We start from the raw sequence: 15,588 nt of genomic DNA on the forward strand, positions 1-15,588 counted from the left end.
AGCCGGTGGCTAGGGTGCGGGACGTGGAGGAGACGGCGGACGACGGCGAACGTGCGCGGGCGGCGCAGCGCACCGACCCGCGGCCCGCCGGTCTGCACGTGCACGTCGCCGAACGCGCGGACGCCCTGGTCGAGGCGCTGGCGGCCGAGCTCGCCGCACCGCCCGACGACCCGTTCGCCGAGGACCTCGTCGCGGTGCCGACGCGCGGCGTCGAGCGGTGGGTCGCGCAGCGGCTCGCGCACCGGCTCGGGGTCGGGGCGGCACCCGGCGCGGGCGACGGCGTGTGCGCGCACGTGCGGTTCGCGTCACCCGCGCGCGTGGTGGCCCAGGTGCTCGCGGGCGTCACCGGCGTCGAGCGGGAGCAGGACCCGTGGCGCGCGGAGAGCGTCGTGTGGGACGTGCTGGAGATCCTGGACGAGCGCGCGGGTGAGCCGTGGCTCGCGACCGTGGCCCGGCACGTCGGCGCCGTCCCGGGCGCGGGCTCGCGGGACGGCGACGACGACGAGGTGCGTGCGGGCCGCAGGTTCCACCTGGCGCAGCGCCTGGCCCACCTGCTCACCGCGTACGACGCGCGGCGCCCGGCGCTGGTGCGGTCGTGGACCGCGGGCGGCGACGACGACGGCACGGGTCAGCCACTCGCGCCGGACCTCGCGTGGCAGCCCGTGCTGTGGCGCGCGCTCGTGGACCGGCTCGGGCCGCCACCCGCGGTGCGCCTCGAGGACGCCGCCGCGCGGCTGGTGGCGGACCCGGGCCTGGTGGACCTGCCGCCGCGGCTGCACGTGTTCGGCCCCACCGCGCTGCCGGCCGGGCACCTGCGCGTCCTGTCCGCGCTCGCGCACGCGCGCGACGTGCACCTGTGGCTGCCGCAGCCGTCGCTCGCGCTGTGGTCGGCGGTCGGGCCGGTCGTCGGTGACGTCCGTCGCCGGGAGCTCCCGGCGCCCGCGCGCCACCCGCTGCTGCGCTCGATGGCCACCGACGCGACCGAGCTCGCCGCCCGGGTGGGCGCGCTCGCGGCCCACATCACGCACGTCCCCGCCCCGCCGCCGCGCGCGACCGTGCTCGGTGCGCTGCAGGCGCGCGTGCGCGCCGACACCCCGGCCGACGGTGCGCGCCCCGCCGACGACCGCGTCCCCGTCGCACCGGGCGACCGGTCCGTCCAGGTGCACGCGTGCCACGGCCGCTCGCGGCAGGTCGAGGTGCTCCGGGACGTCGTGGTCGGTCTGCTCGCCGACGACCCGACGCTCGAGCCGCGCGACGTGCTGGTGATGTGCCCGGACGTGGAGGCGTTCGCACCGCTGGTCCACGCCGTCCTCGGGCCCGCGCCCGACGTCGCAGGCGACCAGGACGTGCCGGACCATCCGGGTCGCACGCTCCGCGTGCGGATCGCGGACCGCTCCCCCGCGCGCACGAACCCCGTGCTCGCGGTGCTCGAGACGCTGCTGGGCCTGGCCGACTCGCGCGTGACGGCGTCGGCCGTGGTGGACCTGGCGGGCGCGGCTCCCGTGCGCCGCCGCTTCGCGTTCGACGACGACGCGCTCGACCGGCTGCGTGCGTGGGCGCTCGAGTCGGGCGTGCATTGGGGTGAGGACGTCGGACGCCGCGCACGGTTCCGCCTGGGCGCAGTCGCGCAGGGCACGTGGTCGGCGGCGCTCGACCGGCTGCTGCTCGGCGTGACGATGGCGGAGCAGGACGCGCGGTTCGTGGGTGCCGTGCTCCCGATCGACGACGTCGGGTCCTCGGACGTCGCGCTGGTCGGACGCGTGGCCGAGATGCTGGACCGCCTGGCCGCGGTGCTCGCGGACCTGACGGGCGCGCATCCCGCGGCGTACTGGTGCGATGTGCTGGACCGCGCGCTGACGCTGCTCACCGCGGTCGAGCCCGCCCACCGCTGGCAGGAGCTCGAGGCGGCGCAGGTGCTGACCGCCGTCCGGACGCAGAGCGCGGGTCGCGAGACGCTGCTGCGGCTGCCCGATGTCGTGGCGCTCGTGCGACCCCGGCTCGCGGGCCGGCCCACGCGTGCGGGGTTCCGCACGGGTGCGCTCACGGTGTGCTCGATGGCTCCCATGCGTGCCGTGCCGCACCGCGTCGTCGTGCTCCTGGGCATGGACGACGGCGCGTTCCCGCGCGCCGGGCGCCGTGACGGCGACGACGTGCTGGCGCGCGACCCGATGGTCGGCGAGCACGACCGGCGCCAGGAGGACCGGCAGCTGTTCCTCGACGCGGTCATGGCCGCGACCGACCACCTGGTGGTGCTGCACACGGGCGCGGACGAGCGCACGGGCGCACGCCGTCCGCCGTGCGTGCCGGTCGGCGAGCTGCTCGATGCGGTCGACGACGCGGTCACGCTGCCCGGCGGGGCGCGCGGCGCCCTCGTGGTCGAGCACCCGCTGCAACCCGTGGACCCGCGGGTGTTCACCCCCGGCGCACTGGGCCGGCCCGGGCCGTTCGGCTTCGACGCGCTCGACCTCACGGCGGCCCGCACCGCGGCAGGCCCACGCGAACCCGCCGGGCCGCTCGTCACCGAGCCGCTCCCGCCCGACGACGGCTCCGCGCCCGACCACGACCTCGACGACCTGATCGCCGTGCTCCAGCACCCTCCGCGGGCGTTCGTCGTGCAGCGCCTGGGTGCGCGGCTCCCCCGGGACACGCCCCAGCTCGACGACCGCATGCCGTTGGCGCCGGACGCCCTGACGCGCTGGGGCGTGGGCGACCGCCTGCTCAGCGCGGCGCTCGACGGTGCGGACCTCGCGGACGTGGCCGCGGCCGAACGACGCCGCGGGCACCTGCCGCCGCGTGACCTGGGCGCCGCGGCGCTCGACGAGATCGTCGCGCAGGCGCGCGCGATCCTCGAGACCGCACGCCCGCTGCTCGCGGCCCCGCACGAGTCCCGCGACGTGCGGATCGCGCTGGCCGGCGGCGAGGTGACGGGCACCGTGCGGGGCGTGCGGGGTCACCGGCTGGTCAACGTCGTGTACTCGCGGCTCGCCCCGAAGCACCTGATCGCGACGTGGGTCCAGCTGCTGGCGCTCTCGGCCGGCACGGTGCCGCCACCCGCGGCCGGGCCGGGGAGCGCCGCGGAACGGGTCCGCGTGGCCCTGACGATCGGCCGAGGGGCCGGCGACGCCGCCGTGAGCGTGCTGCGGGCACCCGAGCCCGAGCACGCCGCTGAGCTGCTCACCGACCTGCTCGCGGTCCACGACGAGGCGCTGCAGGCCCCGGTCCCGCTGCTCACCCGCACCAGCCACGCGTACGCGGCCGCACGCTGGGAGCGCGGTTCGACGCGCGAGGCCACCCAGGCCGCGCGCCGCGCGCTGGGCTCGCTCGACGACGCGGAGAGCGGCCGCGGCGGGTTCGAGCGGGTCGACCCGTATCACGTCCTGGCCTGGGGCGACGGCTTCGAGCTCGACGACCTCCTCGGGGAGCCGACACCGCTGGACCGTGCGCTCCGGCCCGACGAGCCCACGCGGTTCGGCGCGCTCGCGTCACGCGTCTGGCGCGCGCTGCTGGAGCACGAGCGGTACGAGGAGGCACCGTGACGACCGTGCCGGTGTTCGACGTCCGCGGGCCGCTGCCCGGCGTGGAGACCGTGGTCCTCGAGGCGAGCGCAGGCACGGGCAAGACGTGGACGATCGCGTCGCTCGCGGTGCGGTACGTCGCCGAGCTCGGGGTCCGTCTGCCCGAGCTCATGCTGGTGACGTTCGGACGGGCCGCGACCACCGAGCTGCGCGACCGCGTGCGGGGCCGCCTGGTCGAGGTCGAGCGCGGCTTGCGGTCACCCGTGGCACGCACGTCGAGCGACGAGGTCGTGGCGCTGCTCGCCGACGCCGACCCGGCCGAGGTCACGGCGCGCCGCACCCGGCTGGCCGCCGCGCTCGCGGAGTTCGACGCCGCGACCATCACGACGACGCACGGCTTCTGCCAGCAGATGCTCGCGATGCTCGGCACGACGTCCGACGTGGACCACGACGCGACGCTGCTGCCGGACGTCGCCGACCTCGAGGCCGAGGTCGCGGACGACCTGTACCTGCGCACGTACGCCGCCACCACGACCCCGCTCGTCACGGTCGACACCGCGCGCGAGGTGATGCACGCGGCCGTGTCCGACCACGCCGCCGTGCTCGAGCCGGGCGACGCCGAGCCCGGCACCGCTCCCCACCACCGGTTCAAGCTCGCCGAGGTGGCGCGCGCGGAGATGCGCCGCCGCAAGCGCGCCGCGGGTGTCGTCGACTACGACGACCTGCTCACGCTGCTGCGCGACGCGCTCGTCGATCCCGTGACCGGGCCCGCGGCCCGCGCGCGCGTACGCGCCGCGTTCCGGGTGGTCATGGTCGACGAGTTCCAGGACACCGATCCGGTGCAGTGGCAGATCCTGCGGTCGGCGTTCCACGGCGAGCGCACGCTCGTGCTCATCGGCGACCCCAAGCAGGCCATCTACGCGTTCCGCGGTGCCGACGTCACGACGTACCTCGTGGCCGCGGCCGAGGCGCGCCGGGCGACCCTGGCGCGCAACCACCGCGCGGACCCCGCCGTCCTGGCGGGACTGCGCCCGGTCCTCGAGGGGGCCGCACTCGGTGACCCCCGCATCGTCGTGCACCCCGTCGAGGCGCAGCACCGCGGCCGACGCCTGGCCGGTGGTCCGCCCGTGGTGCTGCGGCAGGTGACCCGGACCGCGCTGGGCACCCGTCCCGGACGCGTCCCGCCCGTGGGCGCGGTGCGTGACCTGCTGTACGCCGACGTCGCGGCGCAGGTGGTCGAGACGCTGACCACGTGCCGCGTCCCCGACGACGGCACCGCACCGCACGGCACCGCAGCGGACGGCACCGCACCGGACGGCACCGCGCTCGCCGGACGGCACGACCCGCCGCTGCGCGCCGTCCGACCGGGCGAGATCGCCGTGCTGGTCCGGCGCAACCGCGACGCGCAGGCGGTCCAGCGCGCGCTCGCCGAGGCCGGGGTGCCCGCCGTGATCTCGGGCCTGGCGAGCGTGTTCGGCACGCGCTCGGCCCAGCACTGGCTCACGCTCCTGTCCGCGCTGGCCCGTCCGGACGACTCCGGGCTCGCCGCGGGCGCCGCGCTCACCCCGTTCCTCGGCTGGACGGCCGCCGAGCTCGCGCTCGCGGACGACCGTGCGCGCGACCGCCTGGCGGAGCGCGTGCGCACCTGGGCCGCGACGCTCGCGTCGCACGGGGTCGCGGCGCTGCTCGAGGCGGCCGCGGCCACCGGCATGCGGGCGCGCGTGGTCGCCGCGGTGGACGGCGAGCGCGAGCTCACCGACCTCCGGCACGTGGGCGAGGCGCTGCACGCCGTCGCGGTCCACGAGAGCCTCGGCGCGTCCGCGCTGCTCGAGTGGCTGCGCGCACGGATCGAGGAGGCCGGCAGGGACTACGCCGAGGAGCGCAGCCGCCGCCTGCAGACCGATGCGGCCGCCGTCCAGGTGATCACCGTGCACGCGAGCAAGGGGCTGCAGTTCCCGGTCACGCTCGTCCCGTTCGCGTGGGACACCTGGGTGCCGTCCGAGCCCGCGGTGCTCCGCTTCCACCGCGACGACGAGCGAACGCTGCACGTGGGCGGTCCGGGCAGCCCGGGCTATGCGGCGGGAGCTGTGGCGCATGCGGAGGACGACGCGGGTGAGCAGCTGCGGCTGACGTACGTCGCCCTCACGCGTGCCCGCAGCCAGGTGGTGGTGTGGTGGGCACCGAGCCGCAACTCCGAGCGCAGCCCGCTGTCCCGCCTCCTGCTGGGGGCGCGCACGCCCGACGGCACCCCGGACGCGGTGGTCCCGGTGCCGACCGACGAGGACGCGACGGTCCGCTTCGCCGAGCTCGCCGCACGCACCGGCGGCGACCTGGTGCTCCAGGTCGTCGACGCGCCACGGGCACGCGCCCGCTGGTCACCCCCGGCGACCGCACGGCCCGCGCTCGAGCTCGCGCGGCTCGACCGCACGGTCGACCTGCTGTGGCGGCGCACGTCGTTCACGGGTCTCACCGCGGCGGCCTACGACCACCGCCCGCACGCGCCGTCGTCCGAGCCCGATGACCCGGGTGTGCAGGACGAGCCCGACGGCCCCGTGACGGGGACGTCCGCGCTGCCGGCCGCGGGTCCGGTCACGCCTGCGCAGGACGACGAGGAGCGCGTCGCCCGTGCGTGCGCCTCACCGCTCGCCGACCTGCCCGCCGGCACCGCGTTCGGCACGCTCGTGCACCACGTGCTCGAGCACGTGGACACCACGGCACCGGACCTCGGCGCCGAGGTGGCGCTGCGCTGCGCCGAGGCGGATCCCGGGGGCTCGCTCGGGATCGACCCGGAGGTGCTCGCCGCACGCCTGCTGCCCGCGCTGCGCACGCCACTGGGTCCGCTGATGGGCGGCCGGACGCTCGCGGACGTCCCGCCGGGCGACCGCCTGGCCGAGCTGGACTTCGAGCTGCCCCTGGCCGGCGGCGACGACCGGGCCGCACCCGGCCGGCCCGCGACGCTGCGCGCGGTGGCCGACCTGCTGCGCGCGCACCTGACCGCCGACGACCCGTTCGCGGGGTACGCCGCCCGGCTCGAGGACCCCGAGCTCGCCGGCGGCCCGCTGCGCGGCTACCTCGCGGGGAGCATCGACGCGGTCCTGCGGGTGCCGGCACCCGACGGCGGGCACACGTACGTGGTCGTGGACTACAAGACCAACCGGCTGGGCCCGTGGGACGAGCCGCTCACGGCGTGGCACTACCGGCCCTCGACGTTGGTGGACGCGATGGTCGAGCACCACTACCCGCTGCAGCTGCTGCTGTACTCGGCCGCGCTGCACCGGTTCCTGCGCTGGCGCGTGCGGGACTACGACCCCGCCCGGCACCTGGGCGGCGCGCTGTACCTGTTCGTGCGCGGGATGACCGGCCCGGGCACGCCCGTGCTGGACGGGCCCGGCGGTCCGAGCCCCGCGGGTGTTCTCGCCTGGCGCCCGCCCGCCGCGCTCGTGACGGACCTGTCCGACCTCCTGGCAGGTGTGCGATGAGCCACGACGTCACGCTCGGCGGCCAGGGCGCCGTGCCCGGAGCGTTCCCCGGTGCGCGTGACGCCGCACGCGCGTGGTCCGGCGACGCGTCGCCGGATGTGCCGTGGCACACCGAGGGCCTGCTCGCACCGTTCGTCGCCGCGCGCGTCCTGACGTCGGCCGACGTGCACGTCGCGCGCCGCGTCACCGCGCTGTGCGGCGAGGCCGACGAGTCGGTGCAGCTCGCCGCGGCGCTCGCGGTGCGCGCGCTGCGCGCGGGCTCGGTGTGCGTGGTCCTCGCGGACGTGGCGGCGACCGTGGTCGAGCCCACCGACGACGACGCGGGCAGCGACCCGCTCCCGGCCCCGTTCCCCGGCACGCCCGGGGTCGCCCCCGAGCCCGACGGCCTGCCGTGGCCCGAGACGGGCGCGTGGACCGGTGCGGTCCGCGCGAGCCCGGCGGTCGCGGACGGAGCCGACGGCCCGCCGGACCGGCCGCTGCGCTGGACGGACGGCCGCCTCTACCTGGACCGCTACTGGTGCGACGAGGTCGAGGTCGCCGAGCACGTCGCCGCGCGTCTCGAGCCGGTCGCGGTCGACGAGCAGCGCCTCACGGCGGCCGTGCAGCGCCTGTTCCCGGACGCCGCCGACGACCGGCAGCGGGCGGCGCTGCGGACCGCGGCCACGTCCCGGCTCACGGTCCTCACGGGCGGGCCGGGTACGGGCAAGACCACGACGGTCGCCCGGCTGGTGGCGGCGCTGCAGGACGTCGCAGGCCCCGGGCTGCGGGTCGCGCTCGCGGCGCCCACGGGCAAGGCGGCGGCGCGTCTGCAGGAGTCGGTCACCGCGGAGCTGCAGGCCCTGCCGCTCGACGCCGACCGGGCCGCAGCGGGCGAGCTCCGCGCGAGCACGGTCCACCGCCTGCTCGGGCACCGCCCGGGCAGCAGCACGCGCTTCGGCCACGACGCGCGGCACCGGCTGCCGCACGACGTGGTCGTGGTCGACGAGTGCTCGATGATGTCGCTCCCGCTCATGGCGCGCCTGCTCGAGGCCGTGCGGCCGCAGGCGCGCGTGGTGCTGGTGGGTGATGCGCACCAGCTCGCGAGCGTCGAGGCGGGCGCCGTCCTCGGCGACCTGGTCGCCTCGCTCCCGCACGGCGTCGTCGAGCTCACGCGCGAGCACCGGTTCGGTGCCGAGCTCGCGGCCCTCGCGCACGCCATCCGGGAGGGCGACGCCGACCGCACGGTCGCGCTGCTCACGGCGGGCGGTGCGGCCGTCGAGTGGGTGCCGACCGCGGGCGACGCGCCCACCGCGCGCGAGGCGGCGGGCCTCGAGGCCGACGTCCGCGCGACCGGCGCCGCGCTGGTCGCGGCGGCCCGCGCCGGTGCCGTCGACGACGCGCTGCACGCACTCGGTGAGCACCGGCTCCTGCTGGCCCACCGGCACGGGCCCGCGGGCGTCGCGCACTGGACCGACGTGGTCGAGGAGTGGGTGGCGCAGGAGACGGGCGGCCGGTCGGCAGCGCCGTACCCACCGGGCCGGCCGCTCATCGTGACGCGCAACGACCGGTCCACGGGCCTGTACAACGGCGACACGGGTGTGGTCGTGGAGACGCCCGACGGCGTCGCGGTCGCGTTCGGCGCACCCGGGGCGCACCGCCTGGTGGCGCCCTACCGGCTCCCGCCCGCGCGCAGCGTGCACGCGATGACCGTGCACCGCGGCCAGGGCAGCCAGTTCACGCGCGTGAGCGTGGTGCTGCCGCCGGCGGCCTCCCCGCTGCTGACGCGCGAGCTGCTGTACACCGCGGTCACACGGGCGCGCACGCACCTGCGCGTGATCGGTTCGGAGGCCGCGGTGCGGGCCGCCGTGCAGCGCCCCGTGCAGCGTGCGAGCGGCCTCGCGGCAGGAGCACGGCCCGTCACCGGGTGATCGGGAGCCACGCGAGCACGTCCTGGATGCGCGCGTCCCAGTAGCCCCACTCGTGCGAGCCGGGCCCCTCGACGTCCGTGCGCACCGCGACCCCGCGCTCGCGCGCGCGCTCGAGGAAGCGCAGGTTGCCCTCGTACAGGAAGTCCTCGGTGCCGCACGCGACGAACAGGTCCGGCAGCGCCCCGGGGTCGGCCGCGTCGAGCAGCGCGAGCAGGTCGTCGTCGGGTCCGGGCACCTGCCCGCCCCAGACCTGCGGGACCAGCGTGCGCAGGTTCTCGTCGGGCACCACGTCGAGCGCCCCGGACAGGGCAGCGGCCGCGGCGAACCTCCCGGGCTCGCGCAGCGCCCACTTGAGCGCCCCGTACCCGCCCATCGACAACCCCGCGACGAACGTGTCCTGCGGCCGGGTCGAGACGCGGAAGAACGACGACACGAGCGCGGGCAGCTCCTGCGTCAGGTGCGTCCAGTACGCGCCGCCGTGCCGCTCGTCGGCGTAGAACGACCGCCCCGCGCGCGGCATGACCACCGCGATGCCCCGCTCGGTCGCGTACCGCTCGATCGACGTGCGGCGGGTCCAGATCGTCTCGTCGTCGGACAGGCCGTGCAGCAGGTAGAGCACGGGCGGCGGTGCGTCGGACGCGACGCCCTCGAGGCCGATCTGCGCGTGCGTCGTCTGGGGCAGCAGCACGGTCATGGCGGTGCTGACCTGCAGCACGTCGGAGAAGAAGTGGCAGGTGACCAGGGCCACGCGGGGACCTCCTCGTCGGGGTGGGCGGACCGGCTCAGCCTGCCACGCCGCGCCGACGGCGCTGACCGGCCCCGCGGGGGGCTCCGCGGGGCCGGTCAGCCTGGGCCGCGCCGCGGACGGTCAGTCCGCGGGGCCCTGGACGAGCGTCACGGTCGCGGTCTGCGTCCCGCCCGTGCTGCCCGACGTCCAGGTGAGCGTGACCTCGTCGCCCGGGGCATACCCCGCGAGCACGCTCGAGAGCTCGTCTCCCGACGAGACCGCGGTGCCGTCCACGGCCGTCACGGTGTCTCCGGCCTCCAGTCCGGCCTCGGCGGCCGGCGTGTCCGCCACGACGCCCGCGATCGTCGCTCCCGCCGCGGAGCCCGCGCCCGACGGGCCCGTCGCCAACGACACCCCGAGGAACGCCGGGTACCCGATCGTCACGCCGCCGGAGTCGTCGCCCGACCGGATCTGCCGGACCAGCACGAGCGCGTCCTGCACGTCGATCGCGTACGCGACGGTCGTGACGCCCCCGCTCGACGCGGCGGTCGTCATGCCGACGACCTCGCCCTCGTCGTCGAGCACCGGCCCGCCCGAGTCGCCCGAGACCACGTCGGCCTGGAGCTGGACCAGGCCCGACAGCGTCTCGGAGTCCGTCCCGTCGGTCGAGGCGGTCATGGTCTGCTCGGTCGCGGTGACCGTCCCGGCCGCGGCGACCAGGTCGCCGGTGCCCTCGGCGTTGCCGACGGCCGTGACCTGGTCGCCCACGTCGACGCCGCCGTCGTCGTCGATCGTCACGGGGGTCAGCCCCGAGGCATCCTCGAGCTGCAGCAGCGCGACGTCGGAGTCCGGCGCCGTGCCCACCACCGTCGCGGCGTACGTCGTCCCGGTGGACTCGACCGTCACCTCGATCTCGGTCGCGCCGTCGATCACGTGGTTGTTGGTCAGCACCAGGCCGTCGGCGGTCAGGACCATGCCCGTCCCGGCCGACTCGGCCTGCGCGTAGCCGAGTGTGCTCGTGATGGTCACCACGCCCACCTGCTGGTCCGCATCCGCGGCGACCGCATCGCTCTGCGCGCCACCGCCCAGCGCAGAGCCGTCCTGGTCCGGGCCGGTCAGCCCGCCCCCTCCCGGACCACCCCACATGCCGTCGGGCAGCGTACGCGTCGCGTCCGACGAGCCCGAGCCGTCCGACGAGCTCGTGTCATCCGACGTATCGGTGCCGTCCGACGACGCGTCCTGCTGCGCGGTCACGCCGGTGCGCACCGAGCCGGTCGGGTCGGCCGACGACATGCCCTCGACGACCCCGAGCCCGACGATCGCGGCGATCGCGACGGGCGCGACGCCCATCGTGACCAGCTGCCAGGTGGGCGTGCGGTGCGGTGCCCCGGGCGCCCCCGGTTCCGTGGGCGGAGGCGGCACGGGCGGGAGCGCGGCCCGCGTCGGGTGGTCGGCGGGGCCGGCCAGGCTCGCGTGCGGGTGCTGCTCGGGGCGTCCCGCGCCGTCCTGCGGGTGGGGCGTGCTCTGCGACATGGTGCCGGTCCCTCCTTCGCGCCGCTCTGGCGCTCTGGGACCCATGTCACGCCCCGGACCCGGACGTCACCTGGACGCCGGCTCCGGGCCCGCTGTGAGTTCTCGGCGGGTCAGCGCACGCGGTGCGCGACCAGCTCGAGGGCGATCTCCTCCCACCACTGACCGGCGCCCGGTCCTCCGTTGCACGCGCCGTCGGACTCGCCGGGGTGCTTGACCCACAGGAGCGCGTCGAGCAGGTACCCGTCCTTCTTGGTGACGGGCCGCACGCCCAGCCCCTGCCCCCGGGGGTTGCACCACTGCCCGCGGGCGCTCGCCGTGCCGTTGCGCGACGTGTCGATCACGAAGTGCCGGTGCGCCTGACCGACGCCCGCCGCGGCGAGCTGCTGCGCGACCTTCTTGGCGTACGCCTGCTCGGCCGACGTCGCGTTGTAGTTGGACACGTTCGTCGCGAACCCGCGCGCCTTGGCCACACCCGCGGCGCGCAGCCGTGCGGCGGTGTCGGCGGGCGTGCGCCAGTTCGAGTGACCCGCGTCCAGGTAGACCCACGCGCCGGTCGCCGCGAGCTTGGCGGTCGCGTCCTTGATGAGCGGGACGCGCGTCGGGTCGTCGCAGTCCTGCACCAGGGCGTCGGGCTCGAGCACCACGATCGCCTCCGACCGCCCGCCGACCGCGCCGTCCCGCAGCCCGAGCGCGACCTGCGCGATCCACTTCGGGTAGGTCTGCGGCGTCAGGCCGCCGCCCGAGTGCCCGCCGCAGTCACGGTTGGGGATCGCATACAGCACCAGCTGCGGCGTCTGGTTCTTGGCGCGCGCCTTCTTCACGTACGCCGCGACCTCGGCGCGCGCACCGGCCACCCCGGTCCAGTCGCCGATCCAGCGCGCCTGCGGCGCGGTCGCGATGACGTCGAGCCGGTTCGCGACGCTCGTGCGGCCCGCGGCGCGGGCGGCCTTCGCGGCCGCGCGGGCCTGCGTGTCGGTGTCCACGTACAGGCGCTGCGCGAGGCGCGGCGCGACGCTCGCGGCCGGGGCCGCGTCGGAGGCTCCGGCCGACGCGGCCGCACCGGGCGCCGCCTGGGTCGGTGCCGCCAGGGCGAGCAGGAGCGCGACGACGGGCAGGGCCAGGAGCGCGCGGGCGCGGATGCGGGTCACCCGGCGAGGGTAGTGCGCACCGCGGACAGCGCCCAGCCCCGTCGCCGGGCCACGAGTGGGCGGAACGTGCTCACACGTCCACGAGACCCAGCCGCACTCGGGCCACGTCGCCCGCCTCGACGCCCTGCGCGCGGCGGACCGCCGCCTTCACCGGGAGCACGTACGTCGTCGCGCCCGGGAAGATCGACGTGCGCCACGTCGACGTCCCGATCGTCACCTCGACGCGCACGGACCCGAAGCCGCGCGCCACGCCCTCCGCCAGGTCGGCGATCTCGTCGGCGACCGACGTCGGCAGGTCCGCGAACGTCCACGAGTCGGACTTGCGGGCGTCCCACAGCCGCAGCTGCGCGTCGAACTCGAACTCGTGCTCCATGCGCCCATGGTGCCGAACCCCACCGACACCGCGGACGCGCGACCAGCCGTCAGGCGCGCAGCGCCATGGTGCTCGCGCGCACGGGTGCGGGCAGCGCGGTGGTGCCCGTGAGGTGACGGTCGACGCTCGCCGCGGCGGCGCGGCCCTCCGCGATCGCCCACACCACGAGCGACTGACCGCGTCCGCAGTCGCCCGCCACGAACACGCCCGGCACGGACGTCGCGAAGTCGTCGTCGCGCACGAACGCGCCCCGCGCGTCGGTCGCCAGCCCCAGCTGCTCGGCCAGGCCCCCGGTCTCGGGCCCGACGAAGCCGAGCGCGAGCACCACCAGCTGCGCGGGCAGCACGCGCTCGGTCCCGGGCACCGCCTCGAACCGACCGTCCACGCGCTCGACGTCGGCGATGCGCAGACCGCTGACGCGACCCTCGTCGTCGCCCACGATCTCGAGCGTGCTCACGGCGAACAGACGCTCGCCGCCCTCCTCGTGCGACGTCGAGACCTTGAAGATCGTGGGGTACGTGGGCCACGGCTGTGCGTCGGGACGCTCGCGCGGGGCCTCGGGCATGATCTCGAGCTGCGTGATGGAGCGGGCGCCCTGGCGGACCGCGGTGCCCACGCAGTCGGCGCCGGTGTCCCCGCCGCCGATGACCACGACGTCGCGCCCGGTCGCCAGCTCGGCGCCCGGCACAGGTGCCCCCACCGCGGCGTGGTTGGCGGGCACCAGGTAGTCCATCGCGGGCAGCACGCCGCGCAGCTCGCGGCCCGGCACGGGCAGGTCGCGCGGCACCGTCGAGCCGACGGTCACGACGATCGCGTCGTGCCGGCGCCGCAGCTCCTCGCCCGTGAGGTCCTTGCCGATCTCCACGCCGCAGCGGAACACCGTGCCCTCGGCCCGCATGACGTCCAGGCGGCGCTCGACCACGGCGGCGGGGAGCTTGTACTCGGGGATGCCGAACCGCAGCAGGCCACCGGGCGCGGACGACCGCTCGTACACGCTCACGGTGTGACCGGCCTGCGTCAGCTGCTGCGCGGCGGCCAGCCCGGCAGGCCCGGACCCGACGACGGCCACCGTGAAGCCGGTCATGCGGTCCGGCGGGAGCGGCTCGACGAGGCCGCGTGCGAACCCCTCCTCGGCGATGCTCAGCTCGATGTTGCGGATGGTCACGGGCGGCTGGTTGATCCCCAGCACGCACCCGGCCTCGCACGGCGCGGGGCACAGGCGGCCGGTGAACTCGGGGAAGTTGTTGGTCATGTGCATGCGCGCGGACGCGTCCGTCCACTGACCGCGCCAGACCAGGTCGTTCCACTCGGGCATGAGGTTGCCCAGCGGGCACGCGTGGTGGCAGAACGGCACGCCGCAGTCCATGCAGCGCCCGGCCTGCCGCGACAGGGTGCCGATCGCGGACTCGTCACCGGTGGGGTTCCGGTGCACCTCGTCCCAGTCCAGGATGCGGACGGGAACCGCCCGGTCGGCGGGCAGCTCACGCTCCCGGGTCCGGAGGAATCCACGCGGGTCGGCCATGCCGCGAAGGTAGCCGAACCCCGGCACCGCGCGAGCGCCCTAGGTCCTGGGTGGACACCCGTGGTCGACGAACGTGTCCAGCAGGGCGCCGCGTGCCACCTGCTCGGTGAGCGTGAGCCGCCCGTCGTCGACGAACACCTCGACGATCCCGGCGTCCGCCACCACGAGCAGGTCCACGTCGCGGTCGGGCAGGTCGACGGCCGCGCGGTGCAGCGTCGCGGGGACGGCGCGGGGTGCGCACCGCGAGCGGTCGACGACGAGCCGCCCGCCCGCGACCTCGAGGTGCAGCGCGGTCCCAGGATCCTGGGCGGCGTGCAGCACGAACGTCCGCGCGTCGCCGCGTGCGGCCCGCGCGCGGTGCACCACCAGACCGGGCGGTGTCGCTGCCGGCAGCACGGGGGTCGAGCGCAGCACCGGGCCACCCTCCGCCGACGGCACCAGCTCGAGGTCCCGGGCGAGCGTCATGGTCGCGCCCCACGGCTCGTCGAGCAGGTCGCGCGCGTAGAGCCACGACCCGGCCCAGGCCAGGGCGACCACGCGGCCGTCGGGTGCGTCCGTGAACGTGACCGCCGCGTAGTGGTCGTGGCCGTGGTCCAGCCAGCGCACGTCGTCGTGCCGCGCGCGGAAGGTCGTGCCGTCGAAGTCGCCCACCACGTACTGCGTCGCCGACCCGCCGCCCTGCGGCCCGCCGCGGTCGACGTTGACCAGGAGCACCCATGCGCGCTCGTCGGTCCCCGCCACGGGCACGTGCACCAGGTCGGGGCACTCCCACGCCCCCTCGACGCTGCCGTGCGGGCCGAACGCGGACAGCCACGTCCACGTGCGCAGGTCGGGTGACGTCCAGAACGCGATGCGCCGCTCGAGCGGCTCCGCGAGCGCCATGAGCCAGCGCCGCGCGGCGGCGTCCCAGCGCACCTTGGGGTCGCGCGAGTCCTGCTTGCCGAGGTCGAGCACCGGGTTGTCCGCGATGCGGGTGAACGTCGCACCCTCGTCGTGGCTCACCGCGAGCGACTGCGTCTCGGTCCCCGCACGCGGCGAGCCGGGCTCGTGGTGGCTCGTGAACACCGCGACGAGCGGTCCGCGCGGACCGTCGGCGGGCGTCGCGAGCCCTGCGGTGTCGAGCGGGTCGGCGACCACGCACCCGCTGAACGACATCTCGTCGGGCGTCGCGGGCAGCGCGTGCCCGCGCCACGTCCACGTGAGCAGGTCCGACGAGGTCGCGTGCCCCCAGCCGATCGATCCCCAGTCCCGGCCGTGCGGGTTGTGCTGCAGGTACAGGTGCCACACGCCGTCCCGGTGGATCATCCCGTTGGGGTCGTTCATCCACGTGGCGCCCGTCGTGAAGTGCGCCACCGGCCACACCGCCATGGGGACCCGCCTTCGT

The 15,588-nt window shown here is 76.6% G+C and carries 9 protein-coding genes; 3 read left to right on the forward strand and 6 right to left on the reverse strand.

What is annotated here, in order from left to right; genetic code table 11:
• The first annotated feature begins 23 nt into the window (after window positions 1-23).
• From recC to recD, 3 genes are read left to right on the forward strand one after another with little or no spacing between them, the layout of a single operon-like run.
• The gene (gene recC / locus CELGI_RS11435; RefSeq protein WP_245528093.1) at window positions 24-3,536 is read left to right on the forward strand and encodes an exodeoxyribonuclease V subunit gamma; all 3,513 of its coding nucleotides are present in this window, start codon (window positions 24-26) and stop codon (window positions 3,534-3,536) included.
• Window positions 3,533-6,994 carry a UvrD-helicase domain-containing protein gene (locus CELGI_RS11440; protein WP_013884283.1) on the forward strand — a complete coding sequence of 1,154 codons (3,462 nt, stop codon included), beginning with the start codon at window positions 3,533-3,535 and terminating at the stop codon, window positions 6,992-6,994. The genes recC and CELGI_RS11440 overlap by 4 nt, the downstream gene beginning before the upstream one ends.
• Complete coding sequence (gene recD, locus CELGI_RS11445; RefSeq protein WP_013884284.1) at window positions 6,991-8,901, forward strand: exodeoxyribonuclease V subunit alpha; 1,911 nt, start codon at window positions 6,991-6,993, stop codon at window positions 8,899-8,901. Before CELGI_RS11440 ends, recD begins: the two co-directional genes overlap by 4 nt.
• On the opposite strand, the gene CELGI_RS11450 is transcribed toward recD, so the two are convergent.
• The 6 genes from CELGI_RS11450 to CELGI_RS11475 all read right to left on the reverse strand — a co-directional run bounded on the left by CELGI_RS11450 (window position 8,891) and on the right by CELGI_RS11475 (window position 15,572).
• On the reverse strand, window positions 8,891-9,649 hold the full coding sequence (locus CELGI_RS11450; protein WP_013884285.1) for an alpha/beta hydrolase: 759 nt from the start codon (window positions 9,647-9,649) through the stop codon (window positions 8,891-8,893). The two genes, recD and CELGI_RS11450, sit on opposite strands and share 11 nt — an antisense overlap.
• Before the next feature lie 120 nt (window positions 9,650-9,769).
• Window positions 9,770-11,161, reverse strand: a complete 1,392-nt coding sequence (locus CELGI_RS16555) for a S1C family serine protease (RefSeq protein ID WP_013884286.1) — start codon at window positions 11,159-11,161, stop codon at window positions 9,770-9,772.
• 110 nt (window positions 11,162-11,271) lie between these two features.
• A complete protein-coding gene (locus tag CELGI_RS11460; RefSeq protein WP_013884287.1) occupies window positions 11,272-12,309 on the reverse strand; it encodes a glycoside hydrolase family 6 protein in 1,038 nt (345 codons plus the stop codon).
• A 70-nt stretch (window positions 12,310-12,379) separates the two neighbouring features.
• A complete protein-coding gene (locus tag CELGI_RS11465) occupies window positions 12,380-12,682 on the reverse strand; it encodes a DUF1905 domain-containing protein (RefSeq protein WP_013884288.1) in 303 nt (100 codons plus the stop codon).
• A 49-nt stretch (window positions 12,683-12,731) separates the two neighbouring features.
• Entirely contained in the window at window positions 12,732-14,204 is a 1,473-nt protein-coding gene (locus tag CELGI_RS11470; protein WP_041574688.1) for a glutamate synthase subunit beta, read from the reverse strand.
• Between the two features lie 39 nt (window positions 14,205-14,243).
• A complete protein-coding gene (locus CELGI_RS11475; RefSeq protein WP_013884290.1) occupies window positions 14,244-15,572 on the reverse strand; it encodes a glycoside hydrolase family 32 protein in 1,329 nt (442 codons plus the stop codon).
• Window positions 15,573-15,588 lie beyond the last annotated feature (16 nt).

It is taken from the genome of Cellulomonas gilvus ATCC 13127 (assembly GCF_000218545.1).
Lineage (GTDB): Bacteria > Actinomycetota > Actinomycetes > Actinomycetales > Cellulomonadaceae > Cellulomonas > Cellulomonas gilvus.

Bases quoted from the DNA above. Each gene is read 5' to 3' on its own strand.
- recD (WP_013884284.1), top strand. From the start codon at position 6,991: ATGAGCCACGACGTCACGCTCGGCGGCCAGGGCGCCGTGCCCGGAGCG.
- CELGI_RS11475 (WP_013884290.1), bottom strand. From the start codon at position 15,572: ATGGCGGTGTGGCCGGTGGCGCACTTCACGACGGGCGCCACGTGGATG.
- CELGI_RS16555 (WP_013884286.1), bottom strand. From the start codon at position 11,161: ATGTCGCAGAGCACGCCCCACCCGCAGGACGGCGCGGGACGCCCCGAG.
- CELGI_RS11470 (WP_041574688.1), bottom strand. From the start codon at position 14,204: ATGGCCGACCCGCGTGGATTCCTCCGGACCCGGGAGCGTGAGCTGCCC.
- CELGI_RS11465 (WP_013884288.1), bottom strand. From the start codon at position 12,682: ATGGAGCACGAGTTCGAGTTCGACGCGCAGCTGCGGCTGTGGGACGCC.